Below are 22,706 nucleotides of genomic sequence, written 5' to 3'. Positions count from 1 at the left end.
GGCGGGGAATGACCCGCTCGGCCGGGAACGGACGTCGCCAGGGGCCGGCCGAGGCGACGAGGTACGTCCGAAGCGGCCGCCGGCAAGGGTCGATGGCATCGCCGACACGGGTGCCGGCCGTCGAGGTAGGTGCCTGTCACCCCTCGACACCGGTCGCGGAGTGGGCCGCACCGACCGGTTTCGACTGTGACGATCCGCGCTGCCGCAGGTAGATCGACAGGACCACCATCGACGTGACGGCCAGCAGTTCCGACTGCCAGTTCTGCAGGGTGCGGTTCCAGAAGTCGGGTTGGAGCAGGTACTGCCCCCACGACACCGGATCCTGGAGGTTGCCGAGCTGCTCCTCGTTGTACGCGGCGACCCCGGTGATCGACTGGGCCAGCCACGACAGCGCGAAGATCGCACCCATGACCAGGCCCAGCGAGTGGGAGAAGAGCGCCTGCCGCACCCCACCGACACGGGCCCACGCCGGCGAGGCGTCGGTGGCGTGGGCGCCGACCATCTGGTCCTCGTCCGATTCGCGGCCCACCTTGTCCAGTTTCTTGGACTCCGGTGAGCCCCTCTGCAGCAGCCACACGGTCAGAAAGATGTACAGGAAGAACTGCAGATACTCCGACTGCCAGTTCTCCGTGACGTCCACGGCGAAGCTCGCCGACGTGACGTACCGGCCGAGCGACACAGGCGCCAGACCCTCGCTGAGCTGCCGCTGGTTGAAGTCGCCGTGCCCGGCGAACGCCTGACCGACCAGCGAGAGGAGGAACAGCAGGCCGAAGACCAGGCCGAGGGAGTTGTCGCGGAGAAACCTCTTCACCGGTGCAGGACCCCCAGCGCACCGAAGTAGACCAGGCCGGCGGCGACCACGAGCAGCAGCAACACGAACTGGACCCGCATTCGGCTCAGCCTCCCTGGAGCACACAGTCGTAGGGCTTCTCACCACGAGCGGTGCAGCCGGCAGCGACCACGCGCCAGCCGCCGGGGAAGACCGCGAGGAAGACCGTGTCACCGCTGAGCCGCACCTGCGCCCGCTGGCCGTACACCTCGCTGGCCGACACGCTGCCCGGTTTGGGTAGGTCTTCGGCGAGGATCGCCTCTGCGCACGGTTTGTCCGCCGACTGCTCCAGTTCGGCGAGGGTGTCGGGTGCCAGCAGCGGGCAGGCCGCAGCCGCGTCCATCTCGGCTACGGCGGTCAGCATCCGCACGGCGACGGCGGCCGCCGCGTCACCGCGGTCGGTCACCGAACTACAACCTGCCACGGTCACCAGAACCAGAACCAGAGCCGCGCCCAGCGCGGCACCTGCACCTCTCATTCAGGGTCACTCCCCCCGATTGGCGCTGCCCAATCGACAATGGGATCACCGACTCGCGCTGACCACCGGGATATCCAGGTTTATCCCGGCGCTGGTCACCGCCAGCAGGTAGGTGACGCACGGAGCCGCAGCCTGCAGGGCCAACGTGACCTCGGCAGACTCGGCCGCGCGTTGTGTTCGCAGCAGGGCGCTGATGCCGTGGGCGCTGAAGAAGGTCACCCCGGAAAGATCAAGCGCCAAGCGTGCGGGTCGCCGGGTGATCACGTGTTCGGCCAGCTCGCTGATGAGATGAGCGGTGCTCATGTCCACCTCGCCGGAAACGACGATCAGTGGTGCATGCCGATCATTGTTCAGCTCCAGCGTCATGATCGGTTTGGCGGGCTGAGCATCGTGCCGAGTCGGCTCAGCGTGCCGCCGAGTGGGTTGAGCGTGCTGTGGAGTGGGTTGAGCGTGCTGCCGAGTGGGCTGTTCGAGGATGGACATGACGCCTCCCGATCTGGTTCATCGGTGAGCCGGACCCTCCCGCGCCGTCGAGGCGCGGGCGGCGGACCTGGGCGCATGTCTTGACCCGCGAACAACCCTACCCAGCAATTTCGCCGCTGACACCATTCGAGCGGTGGCGAGTCCCAACCCGGCACCGATCGTTGCGATCCCCGAAGAGGTGCTGCCCGTCCGGTTCGGTCCGCCGGCCTGGGGTTGGCTGCTGCCAACACACGGTCGTCGGTAGTGCTCGCTAGTTTTTTATCGTGGGTAGTGTGAACTTGAAGGAGTGGGCGGCGGCTACCGGCATCTCGTACGCGACGGCGCGGCGGCGTTACGGGTCCGGGACGTTGCCTGTTCCGGTGTATCGACTCGGTCGGCTGATCGTGGTCGGTGAACCGTTGACCGGTGTGGCCGCCGAGGCCGGGCAGAACGTTGTGTATGCGCGGGTGTCGTTGGCCGAGCAGGAGCCGGACCTGGACCGGCAGGTCGCCCGGGTGACCGTGTGGGCGACCGGGCAGCGCCTGGCGGTGGACCGGGTGGTGACCGAGGTCGGTTCGGCGCTCGACGGGCACTGCAGGGAGTTCCTCGGGTTGCTGCGCGACCCGGCGGTGTCGACGATCGTGGTCGAGCGCAGGGACCGTTTCGCCCGTTTCGGCGGCGAGTACGTGGAGGCCGCCCTTGCCGCGCAGGGCCGCCGTCTGCTGGTGGTCGATCCGGGCGAGGTGGACGACGATCTTGTGCGTGACGTCACCGAGGTCCTGACGTCGCTGTGCGCCCGCCTGTACGGCCGCCGCGCCGGCGCGAATCGTGCCCGTCGGGCGGTCGAGGCCGCCACCGGGGACCGGGTGTGAAGACGATCCAGGCGTACCGGTTCGCCCTTGACCTCACCGGCGGGCAGGAACCGTGACGTGCTGGCGCACGCCGGGGCGGCCCGGGTGGCCCACAACTGGGCGCTGGCCAGGGTCAAGGCGGTCATGGATCAGCGGGCCGCCGAACGCACCTACGGTGTGCCGGAGGAGATGCTGACCCCGGCCTTGTCGTGGACGCTGCCCGCGTTGCGTAAGGCGTGGAATGTCGCCAAGCCCGACGTCGCGCCGTGGTGGCGGGAGTGCTCGAAGGAGGCGTTCAACACCGGCCTCGACGCCCTCGCCCGCGGGTTGAAGAACTGGGCCGATTCGCGTTCAGGTAAGCGCGCCGGCCGGCCGGTCGGGTTCCCGGGGTTCAAGTCCCGCCGCCGCAGCATCGGGTCCGTGCGGTTTACCACCGGGACGATCCGGATCGAGTCCGACCGCAAGCATGTGGTGCTGCCCCGGCTGGGCCGGTTGAAGCTGCATGAGTCCGCCCGCAAGCTCGCCCGCCGCATCGACAACGGCACCGCCCGGATCATGTCCGCCTGCGTGCGACGTGACGGCGGCCGGTGGCACGTCGCTTTCTGCGTCGAGGTCGAGCGGCCCGAGCGGCTACCCGCCCGGCCGGGCGCGGTGCTCGGCGTCGACGTCGGCATCAGGCACCTGGCGGTGCTGTCGACCGGCGAGCTGATCGACAACCCGCGGTACCTGACGACCGCGCAGCAGCGGATGCGGGCGCTCGGTCGGGCGCTGGCGCGCAAGACCGGCCCGGACCGGCGCACCGGCCGACGCGCCTCGAAGCGGTGGGAGCGAGCGGCAGCCCGGCTCGGTCGGGCGCATGCCCGGGTGGCGAACCTGCGCCGCGACGGACTGCACAAGCTCACCACGCGGCTGACCCGCGAGTACGGCACGGTCGTGGTCGAAGACCTCAACGTCACCGGGATGCTGCGCAACCGCAAGCTGGCCCGGCACATCGCCGACGCCGGGTTCGCCGAGATCCGCCGGCAACTGACCTACAAGACGGGGTGGAACGGCGGCCGGCTGATCCTGGCCGACCGCTGGTATCCCTCCTCCAAGACGTGCTCGGGCTGCGGCGCGGTGAAAACCAAGCTCGCCCTGTCCGAGCGTGAATACCAGTGCCAATCGTGTGGCCTGGTCCTCGACCGGGACCTCAACGCCGCCTACAACCTGGCCGCGCTCGCGGCTGACGCAACAACCGCCGGGAGTGGCCCGGCGCCTGGACGTGGAGCCGACCGCAAGACCCCGCTCGCGGGGCCGGTGGCATTGAAGCGTCAACCCGGCACCGCGCCAGCGGGTCAGACCGGGACCGTCTCACCGCAAGGCGGGACTGCCAATCGCGCGCTCGCAGAGCGACTGAGAGGCAACGGTAGGGCCATCTGCTGAAAGGGGGGCGGTCGGAGGCGAGGGAGGCGACCATGACGAACGGGATTCGGGAGAAGAGGGCGTGAGTGCGCCGAGGATCGGGGCAGTGGCCGGGTCACTGGCGGTGACCGCGTCGGTGCTGGTGCTGCTGAACGCGTCACACGCCCCGGCGGGCGCGACGACACTGATCGTGAGCCTGGGCCTGCTCCGTACCCCGACGCAGTTGCTCGTCGCGGCCGGCGCGGTGGTGCTGGTCACGGTCGTCGACTGGCTGTACGGACGGGTGTCGGGCCGACCGATGCCATTGTGGGCGGCGCCCGCGTCGTCACCGGAAGGAGGACATCGTGGTGGACCGGATCGCTGACCCGTGGGGTGAGCGGACCCCGTACGGGCCGGGGCAGGAGTGGCCGGTGCGGGTGGACCGGTACCTGGCCGATGGCCGGACCGACACCGACGTGGACCGGTGGGTGCAGTCGGCGTCCGTGCTGCACTCCAACGGCGACGCGCTGGACATCGGCGTCGCCGACGGGCGGATCGTCGGGGTACGCGGGCGGGCTGTGGACCGGATCAACCGCGGTCGGGTCGACCCGAAGGACCTGTACGGCTGGCAGGCCAACCACAGCCCGGACCGGTTGACCCGACCGCTGGTCCGCGACGGCGATCGCCTGGTCGAGTCGGACTGGGACACCGCGATGGGCCGGATCGTGGCCCGGTCGAAGGAACTCCTCGACGGGCCGGGTGGGTGGGGGCACTTCGGCTTCTACACCACCGGGCAACTGTTCCTGGAGGAGTACTACGCGCTGGGTGTGATCGGTAAGGCCGGTCTGGGCACGCCGCACATGGACGGCAACACCAGGCTGTGCACGGCCACCGCGGCGGCGGCGATGAAGGCGAGTTTCGGCACCGACGGACAGCCCGGCTCGTACACCGACGTGGACCACTGCGACGCGATCGCGCTGTGGGGTCACAACGTCGCGGAGACGCAGACGGTGCTGTGGATGCGGATGCTGGATCGACGCCGTGGCCCCAACCCGCCGGCGATGCTGGCGGTGGACCCGCGCGCCACCCCGGTCGCCCGGGAGGCCGATCTGCACCTGGCGGTGCGTAACGGCACCAATGTTGCCCTGATGAACGGCCTGCTCCGGGAGATCATCCGGCGCGGCTGGTACGACCGTGACTACGTCGACGCGCACACCCTCGGTTTCGACGAGCTGTGCCGGATCGTCGACGGCTATCCGCCGCAGCGGGTCGCCGACATCTGCGACGTACCGGCCGCCGACGTGGAGCGCGCCGCCGAACTCCTCGGCACCTCGCAGCGGTTGCTGTCGACCGTGTTGCAGGGCTTCTACCAGTCGAACCAGGCCACCGCCGCCGCCTGTGCCGTCAACAACCTGCACCTGGTGCGCGGCATGATCGGCCGGCCCGGCGCCGGGATCTACCAGATGAACGGTCAGCCCACCGCCCAGAACACCCGGGAGACCGGCGCCGACGGCGACCTGCCCGGCCTGCGCAACTGGGCGAACACCGCCCACATCGAGGAGTTGGCCCGGCTGTGGAACGTGGACGTGGACACCATCCCGCACTGGGCGCCGCCGACGCACGCCATGCAGATCTTCCGGTACGCCGAGCAGGGCTCGATCAAACTGCTGTGGATCTCCGCCACCAACCCGGCTGTCTCGCTGCCGGAGCTGCACCGGATCCGGCAGATCCTGCGTGGGCCGGAGCTGTTCGTGGTGGTCCAGGATCTCTTCCTCACCGAGACCGCCGAGCTGGCTGACGTCGTGCTGCCCGCCGCCACCTGGGGTGAGAAGACCGGCACGTTCACCAGTGTCGACCGGACGGTGCACATCTCCGACAAGGCCGTCGACCCCCCGGGGGAGGCCCGCCCGGACCTGGACATCTTCCTCGACTACGCCCGCCGGATGGACTTCCGCGACCGCGACGGCCAGCCGCTGATCAAGTGGAGCGGGCCGGAGGAGGTGTTCGAGGCGTGGAAGGAGTGTTCGCGGGGCCGGCCGTGCGACTACACCGGCATCACCTACGAGAAGCTGCGCGGCGGCTCCGGGATCCAGTGGCCGTGCACCGACGAGCATCCCGACGGCACCGAGCGTCTCTACACCGACGGACACTTCCCCACCGACCCCGACTACTGCGAGACGTACGGCCAGGACCTGGTTACCGGTGCGGAGTTCACCGAGGCGGAATACCGGGCCAAGGAACCGGACGGGCGGGCGTTCCTGCACAGCGTCGACTACCAACCCTCACCGGAGGTGCCCGACGAGGAGCATCCGCTGCTCCTGACCACCGGTCGCACCGTCTACCAGTTCCACACCCGCACCAAGACCGGCCGCGCCCCGCAACTCAACCAGGCGGCACCGGACGTGTGGGTGGAGCTCAACCCGGCCGACGCGGCCCGGCTCGGCATCGTCGAGGGCGACCTGGTCGGCGTCTCCTCGGCGCGCGGCGCCATCCAGGCCCGCGCCCGGCTCTGCGGCATTCGCCCCGGCGTCGTCTTCCTGCCGTTTCACTACGGCTACTTCGACCAGGACCCCGCCGACCGCACCCCACGGGCGGCGAACGAGCTGACCATCACCGCCTGGGACCCGGTGTCCAAGCAGCCGCTGTTCAAGGTCGCCGCCGTCGCGGTGGCGAAACTCGCCGCCGGGCGAGGCGTACCCTCGCCGGCGCCGACGGTCGGCGGCAGCGCACCACCAGCGGACGCTGACGTGCCGCCCACCGTTGGTGGGCCGGCCACAAGCGGGAAGGAGTGAGCCGTGCACCTCGCCCACTACCTCGGTCTCCTGCACCGCGCGCAGGTCAACCTGGCCGACGCGTTCCGGCAGGTCGCCGACGCGCATGCCGAGGAACCCGACATCGAGCACCTCTGCCAGCAGCAGGCGCGCCGCTGCGACGCCTACGCCGAACAGCTGCACCCGTTCGTGGCCCGCTACTCCGAGGACGCGCCCGACGAACCCGACCGGTTGCACTCGCAACTGTTCACCGGCACCCGCACCGGCGGCATCGGCCTCCTGCGGGACCTCCAGGACCTCTACCTGATGGCCGCCGAGTGCGACATCACCTGGACCGTCGTCGGCCAGGCCGCCTACGGTGTTCGCGACGAGGAACTGCTCGCGGTCGTACGACGCTGCGAGGGTGAAACGGCGATCCAGCTCAAGTGGTTGCGTACCCGGATGAAGGCCGCCGCGCCCCAAGCGCTCGTCGTCGCCGACTGACGGGCCCGAGTATTCTGGCGGACCTGTAGCTCACATCCGCGTACCGGATGTGACGAATCGGCGTCGAGCAACCGGCGTTGGTCCCGGCTCCGCCCCGTTGGGGCTCCGTGCAGCGGTCCGCGACTCGTGGGCTGCCATCCGCGCGCCCACCATCTCGATGTTTGGTTCCTCGACGGGCGCGCCGGCCGTGAGGACCTGCTGCCATGACCCACTCGCCGACGGATCCCGCCGACGCCTTCGCCGAACTCGGCCGGATCAAGCTCGGTGAGACCAGCCTCGACGACGTTCTGCAGCGCGTCGCGGAACTGGCCAAACGGGTGCTGCCCGTGCCGGTCGAGGTGTCGGTCACGCTGGTTCGCGGCGGGACCGGGCACACCGCGGCGTTCACCGACGAGCTGGCTCTCGACATGGACGAGCGCCAGTACGCCCAGGGAAGCGGTCCGTGTCTGGACGCGGCCACCACCGGCGCCATCCTCGCCGTACCCGACCTCGCCGCCGAGGATCGCTGGCCCGACTGGGCGGAGCGTGGCCGCAAGGCGGGAGTCGGCAGCTCCGTGTCGATCGGCATGCCGATCCAGGAGGCGGTCGTCGGCGGGCTCAACGTCTATGCCCGCACCCCGCACGCCTTCGACGACGACACGGTCGCCGTGCTGGAGACCTTCGCCGCGTACGCCGCCGTCGCCCTGGCCAACGCCCAGCTCTACGAGAGCACCGCGAACCTCGCCCGTCAGATGCGGGACGCGATGGCCAGCCGCGCGGTCATCGAGCAGGCGAAGGGCATCATCATGGCTGAGCGCCGGTGCACCTCGAACGAAGCCTTCAACATCCTGGCGAAGGTGTCGCAGGACTCCAACCGCAAGCTCCGCGACGTGGCGCAGGCACTGGTGGACCGGGCAGCCGGAACATCTGGGCGCTGACCCGGCACGGCAACCGGTACCCGCTGCTCCTGCGGCCTTGCCGCCCGTGCCTACCCGGTGTGTCCGGGGATGCTTCGGGTAGGGCACCAGGAACCGAGAGAGAGGGATTCCTGATGCCGAGCACCACCATGCCCATGCTGGAGACATACCCCAAATCGATCAACCTGGACCGCGCGAAGCTGGCGGCGGCGATCGACGCGCTCAACGACTGCGCCCAGGCCTGCACCGCGTGCGCGGACGCCTGTCTGAGCGAGGACATGGTCGCCGAGCTGACCAAGTGCATCCGCACGGACCTGGACTGCGCCGACATCTGCACCACCACCGCTCGGGTGCTGTCCCGACACACCGGCTACGACGCGAACATCAGCCGCAGTCTGCTGGAGGCGTGTGCCACCGCCTGCAAGTCGTGTGGGGACGAGTGCGCCGCTCACGCCGACAAGCACGAGCACTGCCGGGTCTGCGCCGAGGCGTGTCGGGCGTGCGAGCGGGCCTGCCGGGACCTGTTGGCCACCATGAGCTGAACGACAGGCGGGGTCGGTGCCGGCAGCCGAGGGCCGCCGGCACCGACCGCCGGGTCAGCGCTTGGCCTGGTGCTTCGCCATCTGGGGCTGCTCGCCCCGGCCGACCTTGCGCAGCGCGTCGCGCAGCTGTTCCTCGGTCATCTTGGAGTTGCCCTCGATCTTCGCGTCGTGGGCCTGCTGGCGAAGATCGTGAAGCCGTTCCCGGTCACCCATGTCGACCTCCCGTCGGTGGCGCGGGCTGACCCGCGCGTCACTGTCACCCGAGCGCCTTCCCGACGACCGGAGGCGCAAACGGCGCCCGCCAGCGGCCTGTTCCCGGATTTGGACGTTTCTGCCGTGACCTGGGATTACCACTTGAACGAGACGAGGAACGACAGTCGACCGTTGAGGGGAACCGTCATGGCCCGACCCAGGAACGTCAGCGTCGACCTGCTGTCCCTGGACGCCGGCAGCGTCAACCGCCGACTGGCTCTTCGCGGCGGTCGGATCCCGGCCGAGCGTGCAACTCGGCCTCGTCCCCGACGCCGGCCGTGCCCCCTGGACACCGCCGCCCCGGAGCTCGCCCGTCGGTGACGGTGGTTTACACACACCCCGACCCGCTACTCCTCCGGAACGCGGGGCCCGACCTCGCCTCGCCTCAGGTGCTCGGCGTTGCGCTCGGCCTCGCTGTCGGCGTGCGCGGCCCCGGAGCCGGGATCCGTCGTTCGGCGCCCCTCGGCGTCCTGGTACACCGCTCCGGTTTCGAGGGCTCTCTCCTGCTGACTCTGCTCAGGCGTAGTCATGAATTCCCCCTACCCTCCGGCTCCACCAGCAAACGGTCCCCGCCGGTGCCGCTCCCCGCAGGCCTTCCCGACGGTGGTCCCACATACCGGGTGCACCGTCAACGGTCTGCTATGGCTGTGAGCGGTGTGCGTTCTCGACCAGGGCCGAGGCGACGTCACGCACCTTGCGGTTGGCGTTCTGCGACAGTTTGCTCAGGATGGCGAAGGCCTGCTCGGGGGTGCAACGACGCTCGCCCATGATGATGCCTTTGGCCTGTTCGATGACGGCGCGGTTCTTCATCGCCTTCTGCATGTGCCCGGCCAGGGTGGCCTGGGTTTCGTACAGATGGGCGTTGGCCAGGCCGACGGCGGCGAATCCGGCGAACGTCTGAGCGATCGCGATCGCGTCGTCGTCGAAGGCGTTCGGTGCGGTGGCGTAGATGTTCAGCGCGCCGGTGACGTGCTCGTGCACGGGCAGCCCGACCGACAGGGAGCTGTGCGCGCCGGCCTCGGCGGCGGCGAGGGCCCAGCCCGGCCACCGCTGCTCCGTGCCCGTGTCCGGCACGATCAGGCTGGAGGTGCATTCAGCGGCCTGCAGACACGGGCCGTGGCCACGTTCGTACTGCTTCTCGTCCAGGGCCCGGGCGAGCTCGCCGGTGAACGCGGCGGTCTGCGGCTTGTTGCCGTGCAGCAGGGTGACACTGACCTCACTGGCCCCGGGGATCGTGCGCTTGGCCAGCTGCGCGATCCTGTCCAGCAGGGTGTCGAGGTCGATGTCGGCGAGTCGGATACGGCCGAGCTCGGCGAACGCCTTGTGTGGGTCCATGGGTTCGACGTACGTCATCAAAGCGTCCCTAACGAGGGCGCGTACCCCCAGGGGTGGGTGCGCGGATCGCTGCAGGACTCTTCAGGCGGAGTCCGGGATCCGCGCCGCTTTTTGACGCTGGTCTCGACGACGCCCATCGAAGGCGCCGTGCCACAGGTCTTCAGCCTAGCCGTACCGGAACGTCGGCTGTCATCCACGTCCTCGGTGCCGGCGTGCCACCCTCGCGACGGTCAACGGCGGTCCGCAAAGGCGTGACCCTCTCGCAGCACGTGGACGCCGCCATCGACAGTGAAGCTGTCATCGAACAGGCCAAGGGGATCATCGTCGGCGAGCGGCGCTGCACCCCCGAGCAGGCATTCGCCGGCCTGACGACGATGGCGCACGACACCAGCCGCACCGTCCGCGAGGTCGCCCGAGCCATGGTGGAGCACACCGCCGAAAGCGCCAGACAGTAGTCGACAGGGGCCCGCCCGCTCCGGACATCGGCCCTGATCATGGCATCAAGCGACGCAGAACTCGTTGCCCTCCGGGTCACGCATGACGACATGGCCGAGGACGTCGCCGTACCACTCCTCGCGGACCACAGTCGCGCCGGCGGCAACCAGGTCGGGCACCTTCTGCCGGATCAACCGGGCGCGGTCGGCCATGTCCCCGAAGCCTGGACCCGCCACCCGGATGTCGATGTGCATGCGGTTCTTTGCCGACTTCCCCTCGGGGACCTTGAGGAAGGCGATGGCGGGGCCCCGACCGTCCGGATCGACGATTGACGCGTTGTCGGGCTCGTCGAAACCAGGTTCCTTGACATAGCCGAGGGCCAACGCCCAGAAAGCGGCGATCCGTTGGGGGTCGTCGGCATCGCATCCCAAAGTCCAGAGAGTGGCCACCGCGCCAACGTACGCGAGCTATGACACCCTGTCATCGACCTGACCGGGCGTTGCCCGGCGGAGTTGGGGCCTGGCCTGGCCCTATGGACGGCGGCGGGTCAGTGGCCACGGAACGCCTCCTCCAGCCACCATGAGCCGCGCGCGGCGCAGACCTTGGCGTCGATCACCAGCGGTCGGGTACGGGGACCAGCGAGCCAGTGGCGTACCGGCCCGAGATCGCCTACGGTCCGGACGGTCAACCCGTCGCAACCGTAACCGTGGGCGATCGCGGCCAGGTCGGTCTCGGGGAAGGTGACCGTCTCCAACGGGTACCCGTCCGGGCCGAAGTGGTGCACCTCCGCGCCGTACGCCGCGTCGTCGTAGATCACCACGACCAGGGGTAGCGCCAGCCGGACGGCGGTGACCAGTTCGGTCGCGGACATGACGAAGCCACCGTCGCCGACCGCCGCGACGGTGAGCCGGTCCGGTCGGGCGACCGCCGCGCCGAGCGCGCTGGCCAGGCCGAGCCCGACCGACTGGAACGCCTGGGTGAAACAGAATCCGGCCACGTCCGGCACGTCGAGCCACATCGACGGGTAGCCCATGAAGTTGCCGGAGTCGACCACCACCGTCCGGGCGGGCGGCAGCAGGTCGTCCAGGGCAGCCGAGAGCGCCCTCGGGTCGATCGTCGCCGGCGCGCTGCTGGCCTCATCCTGGTACGGAACCGTCCGCCACCGGCCGTGGTCGCGAATCCGTCGGGCCAGTTCCGGCGTACGCCAGCCGCCGTCGACGGACCCCGTGACGTGGTTCCCCAGCCGACCGAGCACCGCCTCGGCGACCGCCGACACCTCGCCGGCCACCGCCAGGTCGACCGGGCGGTTCACCCCGAACGCGGCCGCGTCGTGATCCACCTGGACGACGACGGCCGAGCGCGGGATGAGTTCGCCGTGCCGGGTGGTCCACATGTTCAGCGTGCTGCCCCACGCGACGACCAGGTCCGCCCCGCCGATCAGCTCGGCGGCGAGCGGGGTGGCGAAGCCGCCGGCCACGTCGAGATTCCACGGGTTGCCGGCGAACAGTCCTTTCGCCGCGGCCGAGACCGCGAGCAGCGCGCCGCACGCGTCGGCGAGCCGGGTCAGTGGTTCCCGGGCTGCCCGGGCACCGCGACCCGCGATGAAGACCGGTCGACGTGCTGCCCGGAGCGCGGCCAGCAACGGCTCGACCTGCGGGGCGGTGGTCGGAATCGGCGCGACCGCGGGGACCGGGCCGGACCACGGTTCGGTCACGGCCTGCTGCACCTCCAACGGAAGACCCAGCACCACCGTCGCGCCCCGGGCCGCGGCCCGATACGCCGCGCCCGCGTCCTCGGCCGCGTGCGTCGCGCGTACCCGATGGAAGTCGGCCCCGACCGCGGCGGCGAGCGCCGGCAGGTCGAGAAAGAAGTTCGACCGCGGCGCGGTCGCCTCGGGGGCCAGGACCACCATCGGGGTACGGCTCTTCGCGGCCTCGGTGAGGCCGGTCAGCGCGTTGGTGACGCCCGGACCCTGGTGCACCGAGAGCAGTCCCACCGTCCCGGCGGTGCGGGCGTACCCGTCGGCCATGCTCGCCGCGCCGCCCTCGTGGGCCGCCGCCACGAAGCGGGCGCCGGCCGCGACAAGCGCGTTCGTGACGTGGAAGTTGCCGCTGCCGACCACCCCGAAGACGTGCCGTGCACCGTGTTCGTACAGAACCCGTCCGACCACCTCGGCTACCCGCATCGGTGGCCCGGTCCTACCGTTCGACAAGCGCGAGGACCCGGCACGGGCTGCCGGACCCGGAGACGATCGGCAGCGGTCCGGCGATCACCACCGCGCCGGTCGCCGGCAACTGCGCCAGGTTACGGAGCTGGGTCAGGCCGTACTTGTCCTGGCCGAGCAGGAACGAGTGGCACGGGAACGGCGGGTCGAACGAGTGCGCGGCGCCCGCGTCGGTCCCGACCGTCTCCACCCCGACGCCCTGGATCGGCGACTCCTCGGCCAGCCAGCGGGCGCACTCGACGGAGATGCCCGGGGTGTGCCCGGCGTTGGCGTACCGCTCCGGGTCGTCGCCGTACGCGTCCCAGCCGGTGCGGTAGAGCAGCCAGCCCCCGGTGGGCAGGGGGCCGTGTTCCGCCTCCCACGCCTTGATGTGCTCGACCTCCAGCAGGAAGTCCGGGTTGTCGGCGGCGTCGGCGGCGTGGTCGATCACCACCGCCGGGGCGATCAACTGGCCCACCGGCACCTGCGACACGTCCGCGCCCTGCTGCCCGGTAACCCAGTGCACGGGGGCGTCGAAGTGGGTGCCGGTGTGCTCGCCGGTGGAGAAGTTGTTCCAGTACCAGGCCGGACCGCGGTCGTCGTACCGGCTGATCTCGCTGAGCCGGAACGGCCAGGTCTGGCCGAACTGCTCGGGCAGACCCAGGATCGGGGTTTGGTCCGAGAGTGGAGCGGTGAGGTCGACAACCTGGATCCGGCCGCTGGAAAGAGCGGCGACAAACTCCTGCAGCACCGTCATGCGGCGACGGTACACCGCATTCACAGGCCACGATGGACTCTCGAACTGCGTGTGTCAGCGGCGCTGCCCACCCCGCGGTTCCCGGACCGGCCAGACGGGCTCGGGCGGGCCGAACATCGAACCGTAGCGACATGCATTGGTAAGGTGCGGTCTGTGTCGACACCGCAACCTCCTGGTGCGGTGCGGACCGCAGCTGAGTTCGTCGCCCGGCTGCGCGCACTGAAGTCCGCGTCTGGGCTCTCGTACCGGACGCTGGAACGGAAGGCCCGGCGTGCCGGCGATCAGTTGCCGGCCAGCACCATCGCGAGCGCGCTCAACCGGCTCTCGCTGCCGTCCGAGGAAATTGTGGCCGCCCTGGTGCGGGCGTGCGGTAGCGACGCAGCGGTAGTGCAGGAATGGATCGACGCACGCCGTGCGCTGGTCCAGTGCGATCAACCGGCGGCGGCAGGGGCCGTACCCGGACCGGCTCCGGACCCGTCGGGTGCACCGCCGGGTTCCGAGGAATACGTCAGGCACCGCCTGGACGGCTCACCCGGACGGCAGAGCGCCCCCTTCCTGCTACCACCGGTGGTGTCGCCGTTTGTCGGACGGGACGAGGAGGTGGCCGAGGCCCTCCGGCTGCTCGACCCGGATGCCACGGCCCCGGTGACCCTGCTGGTCACCGGACCGGCTGGGGTCGGCAAGACGGCACTCGCGGTACGTCTCGGGCACCGGCTCGCCCCCCGGTTTCCGGATGGCCAGCTCTACATCGATCTACAGGGCTTCGGCGATGATCCAGCCGATCCCTTCACGGTCCTGGAAGCTTTCCTACGTGCGGTCGGCGTACGAAGCAGCGCGATGCCCCCTGACCTGACCAGCAGGATCCACCTCTACCGCACCTTGCTGGCGCAGCGCGAGATGCTCATCATCCTGGACAACGCGTTGACGACACGGCAGGTCAGCAATCTGCTGCCGAGCGGCAGACGGTGCGCCGCCATCGTCACCAGCCGGAGCACGCTCGCGGATCTGAGCAGCCGGCGCCTACCGCTGAACATCCTCGACTCCACGGCAGGGCTCGCGTTGCTGCGCGAAATGTTGGGTCGGGGCCGCACCACCGCCGAGTCAGAGGCGGCCCGGTTCATCGTGGAGACCTGCGGCGGCCTGCCGCTCGCGGTGTGGGTGGCCGGAGCCCGCCTCGCCTCCCGACCCCACTGGCCGCTGGCCAAGGTCGCCCGAGCACTCGCCGACGAGCAGCGCAGACTCGACGAGTTGGCCGTCGGCGACGTTGCCGTACGGGCCAGCCTCGAACTGACCTACCGAGGAATGTCCGCAACGGCACAGCAGTCTCTGCAACTGCTCAGTCTGCTGCCCGGACCGGACTTCGCCGGATGGGCCCTGGCCGCGCTGCTGGACACCAGCCTGCCCCACGCGGAGGCCATTCTCGATGACCTGGTCGAGGTACATCTGGCCGAGGTCGGTCCCATCGGTGCCACCGGTATCCGCTACGGGCTGCACGACCTGGTGCGGCTGCTCGGTCGGGAGAGGGCGGAACGGGAGATCTCGCGGGAGATCCGGGCGGCGGCGCTCGGCCGCCTTCTCGGTGCCAGCGTGTACCTCGCCGACCTTGCCGCGAACATCCTCAGCGCCGACTTCCACGGCATCACGCAGACAGAACTGATGTCCTGGCGGCTGCCAGCCTCGGACGCCGATCAGCTTCTCGTCGACCCAGTGGTCTGGTTCAACGACGAACGCAGATTCCTCATCGCGGTGGTTCAGCAGGCGCTGGACGCCACCGAGGTCGCGCCCGCCGCCGGGCTCGCCACTTCGTTGACGACGTTCTTCCAGGTCGGCACCCATTTCGGTGACTGGGAACGACTCCAGGGCCGGGCACTCAAGGCGGCCCTGCACTCAGGTGATCGTCGCAGCGCCGCCAAACTTCACCGGTGCCTGGGCGAACTCACCACCATCCTCGATCGCTACCCGGAGGCGCTGTACCACTTCGAGCAGGCCCTCCTGCTCGCCGACGGCCTGGGCCCCGCCTACCGGGCCAGCGCAACGGCCGGGCTGGCGTACGTCCACCGGCTGCTCGGCCAGTACGCGACAGCGGTGCGACACTTCGAGCAAGCCGCCGCCCTCGCCCGCGCGACAGGCAACATCAACTGCCTCGTCTACGCGACCAACGGCATCGGCGTCATCGACCTCGAGCAGGGCCGCGTCGAGGCCGCCAGGAACCGGTTCGAGGAATGCCTACGGTTGAGCCGAACCGCCAACTACCGCCCCGGCGAAGCGCAGGCCCTGCGGGCCCTGGGACAGGCTCACCGATTGCTCGGTGACTATCCGGTCGCGGCCACCTGTTTCCGGCAGGCCGTCTCGATCAGCGAAGACCTCGGGGACAGGCTCACCGCCACACACGCGACCTGTTGGCTCGGAGACCTTTTGGTACGACAGGGTGCACACGCGGAAGGACGCCGATTACTCGCGCGAAGCCTCTGGACCTACCGCGAGTTCGGCAACCTTTGGGGTGAGGCCGCGGTGCTGAACGCGCTCGCGGCCGCACAACTCGCGGCCGGCCGGCCGACCCTGGCCCGACGCCGAGCCGAGTCCGCCGTCAAGCTGTGGCGCCAGGTCGGCTCGCCGACCTGGCTGGCTACCGGCCTCGACACCCTGGCCGAAGCACACCGCATGGCTGGAGACATCGTGCTTGCCAACCGGCTTCGGGACGAGGCAACGGCTACGCGGACAATTCCCGAGGACACCGGCCCCGTCCCAGGTCCGCCCGCCATCGCGAGTTGGTGAGCTTTCCCGTCAGCGGACCAGACAACCGCGACGCCGGCCGCGCAGGTATCGGCGGCACGGCCAGCGTCTACGAACGTGTACGAACAGTGGACGCCCGCCGACCGTACTGGTTCGTACAGATCCGTACACCCAGCGACCACTGACGATCCCTCCCACCGTGCTCGAATCATTCCCGTCGACCTGACGGCACTCAGGCCGACGTTCGGATGGATCGATCGGGTGCCGACACATCACGGGAGGAACAACAATGGGCCGAAAGCTACGAAATGTTGTGGCCACGTTGCTCACCACAGCCGTCGCCGTCGTCGCTACCGCAACTCCGGCTGCCGCCGCCGATGGGAAGCAGCTCGCCACCGACGAGATCGGCCCCGGCCCGCTCGTGGACTGGGTCTGCACGAACAGCAGCGCCAACGCCTATGCGTGCTTCGCCCCGCACGGGGAGTGGTTCCGTATCGAGGACACCTGGGAGGACGGTTATCCCGTCGTCATCGACTGGCGGTTCTTCGACGACGAGGTGAGCCCCAACGGGGCGATCATCCGCCAGGGAAGGATCTGGCACACCGCCGGCTATTACGGCGGCCACCGCTACATGAACAAGTCGTTCCCCGAGAGCCAGCCGGGCGTCACCCTCAAGTCGGTGGTGTTCCGCGCCTGCTCGGGTAACTACCCGAGCAACAGCATCTTCCCTGAGAGCTGCTCTGAATGGGTCAGCGTGGGCACCTGACCTGCGCCTGAAGGTGGCCCGTGTTGCAACGACATGGGCCACCACGCTTTCCGCTCAGGTACCACTCTAGGGGGCCCAATTATGGCTGATGGTCGTTCCGCGGAGCGCGACGAGATGGCGCTACCCGCTCCCACCGATCACGAATCGTCGACGGCTTCTCCGACGTCGATCCTGCCGATAACTCGCCGTATCGCACTCATCGGCGGCACCGCCGCCGCCGTCTCTGCTTTTCTGCCTACGTCACCGGCGAGCGCACGGTCGGCCCCAGCGACACGTGTAGCCGCCACAACGGCGGCCGCTGCCGTCCAGATAGTTTCTCGCGCCCAGTGGGGAGCGAAGCCGCCGCAGCCGGATCAGACGTATACCTGGATGCCCTGGCAGGGAGGCGTCGCCATCCATTACAAGGGCAACACCGACGGGTGGGATCCGGCCGCCAATCACAACGACTGCTTCGGGCAGATGCGCGAGATACAGGACAAGGGCATGGAGGGCGAGGGGAGCGATATCGCATACAACTTCGTCGTCTGCCAACATGGCGTGATTTTCGAAGGTCGCGGTATGGGAATCCGTTCGGCGGCCAACGACACAGAAACCAAGGGGGCGAACCAGGACTACTACGCCATCATGAGCCTCATCGGCTCGACGTCGTTGCCCTGGGGTTCCGACGACCAGCCGAGCGCCGCGATGCTGGCCGCCATCCGAAACCTCATCGGCCACCTGCGGCTGGTCGGCAAGGCGGGACCACGAATCAGGGGACACCGGGATCTGGCCACGACCGAATGCCCCGGAATAGCGCTCTACCAGTACGTTACGAACGGCTCGCTGGAGCCGCCGCCGATCCCGCCGAGCCCTCCGGCGCCTCTGAACACCATCCTGCGCGCTCAATGGGGAGCGCGGCCTCCCGTCGCGGTCACGCGGGTCCCCATCACGACACGTACGGGATTCACGGTCCACTATTCGGCGGGAACGAGCGCGACGACACCGCGGCAGATTCAGAACTACCACATGGACAGCAACGGCTGGTCGGACATCGGGTACAACTTTCTGGTCGATGTGGCCGGCCGGGTCTACGAGGGCCGCGGTTGGGAGGTCGAGGGCGCTCACGCGAGCGGGCACAACGTCACGCACCTCGGCGTGTGCTTCATCGGCTCCGACGGTGACGTCACACCGGCCGTGCTCCGCTCGATCCGGTCTATCTACGATCGCGCCAACGCGCTGAGCGGCAAGACCCTCGCCAAAACCTGGCATGGTGGGCTCTCGGGCAACTCGACCGCATGCCCCGGCTCCCAACTCCGGACCTGGGTTCAGGCCGGCATGGTTTCGGACGACGTTCCCGGGATGACCGACCCTCCGCCGAGCAGCGGTGGCATGGGCGGCGGAATGACGTCCGTACGCACGGTTGCTGCCCAGCAGAAGGCGGTCAACGACGCGGGCTACTCGCCGGCCCTGGTCGTGGACGGGTTCTGGGGGCCCAAGACAGACGCCGGTGTGCGCTGGCTACAGGGTCGACTCGGCGTCACGGCCGACGGACTGTGGGGCCCGAATACGGAGGTCGCGTACCAGGCTCAGATCAACGGCAGCGCTCCCGGCGGCGGCATGTCGTCCGTGCGGTCCACGGCCTCCCAACAGCGAGCTGTCAACAACATGGGCTATTCCCCGGCCCTGGTGGTCGATGGCTTCTGGGGTCCGAGCACGGACACCGGTGTCCGCTGGCTACAGGGCCGACTCGGTGTCACCGCTGACGGTCTCTGGGGTCCCGGCACCGAGGCTGCCTACCAGGCCTACTACGACGAGGGCGCACTCCTGGCCGTCGATGGGGATTTCGGACCGGGAACCATTCGGGCCACCCAGCGCGCCCTCGGCACCACTGTCGACGGACAATGGGGGCCTGCCTCGATCCGCGCCCTGCAAAGCCATCTGAACAACTGGAGCAATGCCGGACTCGCCGTGGACGGTGGGATGGGACCGGGCACGATCAAGGCCCTGCAGCGACACCTCAACACCATGATTGCTGCGGGACTGTCAGTCGATGGGATCTGGGGTTACGCGACCATCGCCGCACTCCAGAAGGCCTTGAACCGCGCACGGTTCTGACGACGGGCGCCCGGGTCGACCATCGAGCTCGACAACGCACCGTCCCATCAACACGTCTGCGTACACGGGCGACGGCTGACCTCCAGCCCGCCGAACGAGGACGCCGCAGGCGTCACGTCACCTTCGACCGCAACCCATGGTCGAGCGTCCTCGGTCGCCGACGGCGGACATGGCACGATGGCCGTGTCCTGCGCCGCCGGTGGCCGGGCACGACGCTGATGGAGTCGGGATGTCAGAACTGGCCGGCCCGCCGGTGCCGGGGTTGGCGAAACTGTGGACGCACGACCCGGTCACCGCCGGCCCGTATCGGCTGGTCGGCCGACTGGGCGCGGGTGGGCAGGGGGTCGTCTACCTCGGTGAGGACGACGCCGGTGACCGGGTCGCGGTCAAGATGGTCAACGTCGATCTGAGTGATCCACGGGCGCGGTCACAGTTCGTGAAGGAGATCGCCGCCGCCCGCCGGGTGGCCCCGTTCTGCACCGCGCAGGTGCTCTTCGCCGAGGTGGACGGCGAGCGGCCCTACGTGGTCAGTGAGTTCATCGAGGGCCTGACCCTGCACCGGCACGTCCGCGAGCGGGGCCCGGTGACCGGTAACGCCCTGCACCGGCTCGCGGTCGGCACCGTCACCGCGCTCGCCGCGATCCACAGTGCCGGGGTCGTGCACTGCGACCTGAAGCCGGACAATGTGGTGCTGGGCGAGGACGGTCCCCGGGTGATCGACTTCGGCATCGCGCGGGCGTTGGGCAACACCGAGACCGCGTCCAGCCGGGTCATGGGGACCACCGCGTACATGGCGCCCGAGCGGTTCCGCAACGACGCGATCGGTCCACCCTGTGACATCTTCGCCTGGGCCGCCACGATCGCCTTCGCCGCCGGTGGTCGGCCGCCCTTCGGCAATGACTCACTCTTCGCGGTGATGCACCGGGTGCTGCACGATGCCCCCGACCTTCCGGCGTTGCCTCCCGTGCTCGACGAGCTGATCCGGGAGTGCCTGGCCAAGGATCCGGCGGACCGGCCGGCTGCCGAGCGCGTGCTGGTGCGGCTGCTCCGGCAGGACGGCAGGGTCACCGAGCCGCTACGTCGGGAGAGCCTGCTCGAGGTGGGCAACGAGACCGCGGGCGCGCCGACACCGAACCACCCGCTCCCCCCGGTCACGCCGACGGCACCGCAGCCGCGTCCAACCCAGACACCGACCCGGCCGACGGTGCCGACCCAGGCCCGGCCGACCCAGCCGGCGCACCTGCAGTCGCAGCCGGCGCACCTGCAGGTGACGGAGCCCGGCGTTCGCGCTGGAGGTGGCGGCGCGTGGCGGCGGCTGCGTGGTGAGGCCCTTGACGCCTGGGGCATCTCGACCGCGCTCTTCCTCGGATCGGTCGGCGCCGCCGCCGGCTACGTCGCGTCGAGCGCGGTCGGCCCGGCCGCTGCGGTCGGGGCGGTCGCCTTCGTCGTGGTCTACCTGGTTCGACTGCTGGTCGCGACGGCGATCGGGAGACGGTCCGACGGCGAGTGAGCGGTGCGTTGGGGTCGGGGTCGCCGAGTGGCGCCGGATCGATAGGTTGACTGCCACCAGCCGCCCGCCGAGGAGGACGTCCCGATGGCCCCAACCGCAAGTCGTACGCGGCAGTGGTTGCCGTACACCGCCGCCGTCACCGCCGGGCTGGTGGTCATCGCCGGGGCGTTCGTGTTCGTCCGGCAGCGCGAAGCGGGCAACGGGGGGGCCCGCACCGACTGCGCCGTCACCCTCCAGGTCAACTCCTCCACGGAGAAGGCGGCTCTGCTTGTCGACCTGGCCGAGCGCTACAACCGCAGCGACCGGTCGATCGATGGCGGCGGCTGCGCCCAGGTGCACGTCAGCGCGTTGAACTCGGGCAAGGCCACGGAGGCGCTGGCCACCGGCTGGACCCACACCGGCCTGCCGCAACCACAGGTCTGGCTGCCGACGTCGAGCCTGTGGACCGGCCAGCTCCGGCTGCTCGACGAAGCCGCCGGGCGGAAGCTGCAGACCCCGGACCAGTACCCGTCGATCGCCAACAGTCCGCTGGTGATCGCGATGCCGCAGCCCAAGGCCGAGCTGGTACGCCAGCGCGGGTCGCTGGGCTGGGGAGAGATCCTGGGCCTCTCCGGGCGGGACGGGTGGGCGGACTTCGGCAAACCGGAGTGGGGCCGCTTCACCTTCGGCAAGGACAACCCGAACCTGTCCACCTCCGGGTTGGCGGCGACCATCGCCACCTACTACGCGGCGGTGCAACGGGCCAGCGACCTGACCCGGTCCGACCTGTCCAACCCCGCGGTCACCCAGTTCGTCCGCCGGATCGAGGCCAACGTGTCGCACTACAGCGACGACTCGGTGGACCTGCTGCGCAGCCTCGCCGAGGCGGACCTGGCCGGCGGGGCGGGCAGCACGGACGACATGAGCGCCATCGTCCTGCAGGAGGAGCTGGTGGACCTCTACAACACGGGTGCGCTGAGCCCTCGGCAGGACGGGCAGGAGCGGGGCCGCCGGCCGAACGTCCCGCTGGTCGCCGTCCATCCCAGGGAGGGCACGTTCAACCTGGACCACCCGTTTGTGGTGCTGCCCTCCGCCGATGAGCGGCAGCGCGCGGCGGCGACCGACTTCCAGAAGTTTCTGACCGAAGGCGACCAGCAGGAGAGCTTCGCCCGCCTCGGCTTCCGGGACCACGAGCGCCGCGCCTCGGCGGAGCTGCTCGCCAGCGTCGGCGCCGAGCCCACCGGCGGGCTGAACTACTTCGAGCCCCCGGACCCGGAGGTGGTCGGCGCGATGCTGGACGGCTGGAGCACGCTCCGCAAGAAGGCCAACATCCTGATCGCCCTGGACACCTCGGGGTCGATGCAGGCGAAGGTCGGCACCCGTACCCGTTTCCAGGTCGCCTCGGCGGCGGCGGGCAAGGGCCTCGCGCTGCTCAACGCCGAAGACCGGGTGGGGCTCTGGTCGTTCTCCTCGGAGACGCAGCAGCGGCCGAAGAGCCCCTACCGGGAGGAGGTGCCGCTCGGCGGGTTCGACCAGAAGCGGATCAACAGCAAGATCGCCGCCCTGCACGTCGAGGGCGGCACCGCGCTCTACGCGACGGTCCGGGCCGCACACCGAGAACTGCTCGACCGGTACGACCCGCAGCGGATCAACGCGATCGTGGTGCTGACCGACGGCAAGAACGAGTACAGCCGGGACAATGACCTGGCCCGGTTGCTCGACGAGGTCGCCCTGGACCCGCAACGTCCGGTGAAGGTGTTCTGCATCGCCTTCGACCGGGAGTCGGACTTCGCCACCCTGGACCGGATCGCGAAGGCGTCGTCGGGCAAGGCCTTCGACGCCACCGATCCCGCAAAGATCGACGAGGCGTTCGTGAAGCTGGTCAGCAGCTTCTGACGCTCCCCCTGGCCGGCGCGTAGGTGTCGCGGCCTGCCAGCCATGGCTGGCAGG

23 protein-coding genes are annotated in these 22,706 nt (G+C 69.7%); 14 read left to right on the top strand and 9 right to left on the bottom strand.

All coding sequences use genetic code 11. The features are described from left to right. Window positions 1-136 precede the first annotated feature (136 nt). From PSH25_RS08830 to PSH25_RS08820, 3 genes are all read right to left on the bottom strand, one after another. Window positions 137-811: a DUF6766 family protein gene (locus PSH25_RS08830; protein WP_238658528.1), complete on the bottom strand. Its 675-nt coding sequence runs from the start codon at window positions 809-811 to the stop codon at window positions 137-139. 85 nt (window positions 812-896) lie between these two features. Next, window positions 897-1,235, bottom strand: a complete 339-nt coding sequence (locus PSH25_RS08825; protein WP_238658527.1) for a hypothetical protein — start codon at window positions 1,233-1,235, stop codon at window positions 897-899. Between the two features lie 117 nt (window positions 1,236-1,352). After that, window positions 1,353-1,673, bottom strand: coding sequence for an STAS domain-containing protein (locus PSH25_RS08820; protein ID WP_238658526.1), 321 nt, complete (start codon window positions 1,671-1,673; stop codon window positions 1,353-1,355). Window positions 1,674-2,062: 389 nt separating this feature from the next. Between PSH25_RS08820 and PSH25_RS08815 the strand changes: the two genes are divergently transcribed. The 7 genes from PSH25_RS08815 to PSH25_RS08785 all read left to right on the top strand — a co-directional run bounded on the left by PSH25_RS08815 (window position 2,063) and on the right by PSH25_RS08785 (window position 8,692). Then, window positions 2,063-2,641: an IS607 family transposase gene (locus tag PSH25_RS08815; protein ID WP_238658525.1), complete on the top strand. Its 579-nt coding sequence runs from the start codon at window positions 2,063-2,065 to the stop codon at window positions 2,639-2,641. A gap of 57 nt (window positions 2,642-2,698) precedes the next feature. Next, window positions 2,699-4,042 carry an IS607 family element RNA-guided endonuclease TnpB gene (gene tnpB / locus PSH25_RS08810; protein ID WP_238658524.1) on the top strand — a complete coding sequence of 448 codons (1,344 nt, stop codon included), beginning with the start codon at window positions 2,699-2,701 and terminating at the stop codon, window positions 4,040-4,042. 85 nt (window positions 4,043-4,127) lie between these two features. Further along, a complete protein-coding gene (locus PSH25_RS08805; RefSeq protein ID WP_238658523.1) occupies window positions 4,128-4,385 on the top strand; it encodes an HPP family protein in 258 nt (85 codons plus the stop codon). Then, on the top strand, window positions 4,366-6,792 hold the full coding sequence (locus PSH25_RS08800; protein WP_238658522.1) for a molybdopterin oxidoreductase family protein: 2,427 nt from the start codon (window positions 4,366-4,368) through the stop codon (window positions 6,790-6,792). The genes PSH25_RS08805 and PSH25_RS08800 overlap by 20 nt, the downstream gene beginning before the upstream one ends. Window positions 6,793-6,795: 3 nt before the next feature. Next, a complete protein-coding gene (locus tag PSH25_RS08795) occupies window positions 6,796-7,254 on the top strand; it encodes a hypothetical protein (RefSeq protein WP_238658521.1) in 459 nt (152 codons plus the stop codon). Window positions 7,255-7,457: 203 nt separating this feature from the next. Continuing rightward, complete coding sequence (locus PSH25_RS08790) at window positions 7,458-8,171, top strand: GAF and ANTAR domain-containing protein (protein ID WP_238658520.1); 714 nt, start codon at window positions 7,458-7,460, stop codon at window positions 8,169-8,171. 113 nt (window positions 8,172-8,284) lie between these two features. After that, window positions 8,285-8,692, top strand: a complete 408-nt coding sequence (locus PSH25_RS08785) for a four-helix bundle copper-binding protein (protein WP_238658519.1) — start codon at window positions 8,285-8,287, stop codon at window positions 8,690-8,692. Window positions 8,693-8,746: 54 nt separating this feature from the next. Here PSH25_RS08785 and PSH25_RS08780 read toward each other — a convergent pair whose 3' ends face one another. Beyond that, window positions 8,747-8,905, bottom strand: a complete 159-nt coding sequence (locus tag PSH25_RS08780; RefSeq protein WP_238658518.1) for a hypothetical protein — start codon at window positions 8,903-8,905, stop codon at window positions 8,747-8,749. Between the two features lie 186 nt (window positions 8,906-9,091). Between PSH25_RS08780 and PSH25_RS08775 the strand changes: the two genes are divergently transcribed. Beyond that, window positions 9,092-9,265 carry a hypothetical protein gene (locus PSH25_RS08775; protein ID WP_238658517.1) on the top strand — a complete coding sequence of 58 codons (174 nt, stop codon included), beginning with the start codon at window positions 9,092-9,094 and terminating at the stop codon, window positions 9,263-9,265. A 26-nt stretch (window positions 9,266-9,291) separates the two neighbouring features. On the opposite strand, the gene PSH25_RS08770 is transcribed toward PSH25_RS08775, so the two are convergent. Next, window positions 9,292-9,474: a ribonuclease gene (locus PSH25_RS08770; protein WP_124777181.1), complete on the bottom strand. Its 183-nt coding sequence runs from the start codon at window positions 9,472-9,474 to the stop codon at window positions 9,292-9,294. 109 nt (window positions 9,475-9,583) lie between these two features. After that, on the bottom strand, window positions 9,584-10,297 hold the full coding sequence (locus tag PSH25_RS08765; protein ID WP_238658516.1) for a GAF and ANTAR domain-containing protein: 714 nt from the start codon (window positions 10,295-10,297) through the stop codon (window positions 9,584-9,586). A 233-nt stretch (window positions 10,298-10,530) separates the two neighbouring features. Between PSH25_RS08765 and PSH25_RS08760 the strand changes: the two genes are divergently transcribed. Further along, window positions 10,531-10,734, top strand: coding sequence for an ANTAR domain-containing protein (locus tag PSH25_RS08760; RefSeq protein WP_238658515.1), 204 nt, complete (start codon window positions 10,531-10,533; stop codon window positions 10,732-10,734). 45 nt (window positions 10,735-10,779) lie between these two features. On the opposite strand, the gene PSH25_RS08755 is transcribed toward PSH25_RS08760, so the two are convergent. The 3 genes from PSH25_RS08755 to PSH25_RS08745 all read right to left on the bottom strand — a co-directional run bounded on the left by PSH25_RS08755 (window position 10,780) and on the right by PSH25_RS08745 (window position 13,674). Further along, window positions 10,780-11,163 (bottom strand): VOC family protein, encoded by a 384-nt coding sequence (locus PSH25_RS08755; protein WP_238658514.1) that lies wholly within the window; start codon window positions 11,161-11,163, stop codon window positions 10,780-10,782. A gap of 98 nt (window positions 11,164-11,261) precedes the next feature. After that, window positions 11,262-12,899 carry a thiamine pyrophosphate-binding protein gene (locus PSH25_RS08750; protein WP_238658513.1) on the bottom strand — a complete coding sequence of 546 codons (1,638 nt, stop codon included), beginning with the start codon at window positions 12,897-12,899 and terminating at the stop codon, window positions 11,262-11,264. 13 nt (window positions 12,900-12,912) lie between these two features. Further along, window positions 12,913-13,674 carry a cyclase family protein gene (locus PSH25_RS08745; RefSeq protein ID WP_238658512.1) on the bottom strand — a complete coding sequence of 254 codons (762 nt, stop codon included), beginning with the start codon at window positions 13,672-13,674 and terminating at the stop codon, window positions 12,913-12,915. A gap of 180 nt (window positions 13,675-13,854) precedes the next feature. On the opposite strand from PSH25_RS08745, the gene PSH25_RS08740 reads away from it, so the two are divergent. The 5 genes from PSH25_RS08740 to PSH25_RS08720 all read left to right on the top strand — a co-directional run bounded on the left by PSH25_RS08740 (window position 13,855) and on the right by PSH25_RS08720 (window position 22,652). Next, complete coding sequence (locus PSH25_RS08740; RefSeq protein ID WP_238658511.1) at window positions 13,855-16,449, top strand: tetratricopeptide repeat protein; 2,595 nt, start codon at window positions 13,855-13,857, stop codon at window positions 16,447-16,449. 271 nt (window positions 16,450-16,720) lie between these two features. Next, the gene (locus PSH25_RS08735; protein ID WP_238658510.1) at window positions 16,721-17,173 is read left to right on the top strand and encodes a hypothetical protein; all 453 of its coding nucleotides are present in this window, start codon (window positions 16,721-16,723) and stop codon (window positions 17,171-17,173) included. A gap of 81 nt (window positions 17,174-17,254) precedes the next feature. Continuing rightward, a complete protein-coding gene (locus tag PSH25_RS08730) occupies window positions 17,255-19,267 on the top strand; it encodes a peptidoglycan-binding domain-containing protein (protein ID WP_238658509.1) in 2,013 nt (670 codons plus the stop codon). Between the two features lie 229 nt (window positions 19,268-19,496). After that, a complete protein-coding gene (locus PSH25_RS08725) occupies window positions 19,497-20,777 on the top strand; it encodes a serine/threonine-protein kinase (RefSeq protein WP_238658508.1) in 1,281 nt (426 codons plus the stop codon). Window positions 20,778-20,861: 84 nt separating this feature from the next. Then, the gene (locus PSH25_RS08720; protein WP_238658507.1) at window positions 20,862-22,652 is read left to right on the top strand and encodes a vWA domain-containing protein; all 1,791 of its coding nucleotides are present in this window, start codon (window positions 20,862-20,864) and stop codon (window positions 22,650-22,652) included. The last annotated feature ends 54 nt before the right edge of the window (window positions 22,653-22,706 follow it).

This window comes from Micromonospora foliorum, assembly GCF_022229015.1.
Taxonomy (GTDB): domain Bacteria; phylum Actinomycetota; class Actinomycetes; order Mycobacteriales; family Micromonosporaceae; genus Micromonospora; species Micromonospora foliorum.
The sequence above is the reverse complement of the archived record's forward strand: the minus strand, read 5'-3'. Positions and strand labels throughout refer to the sequence as shown.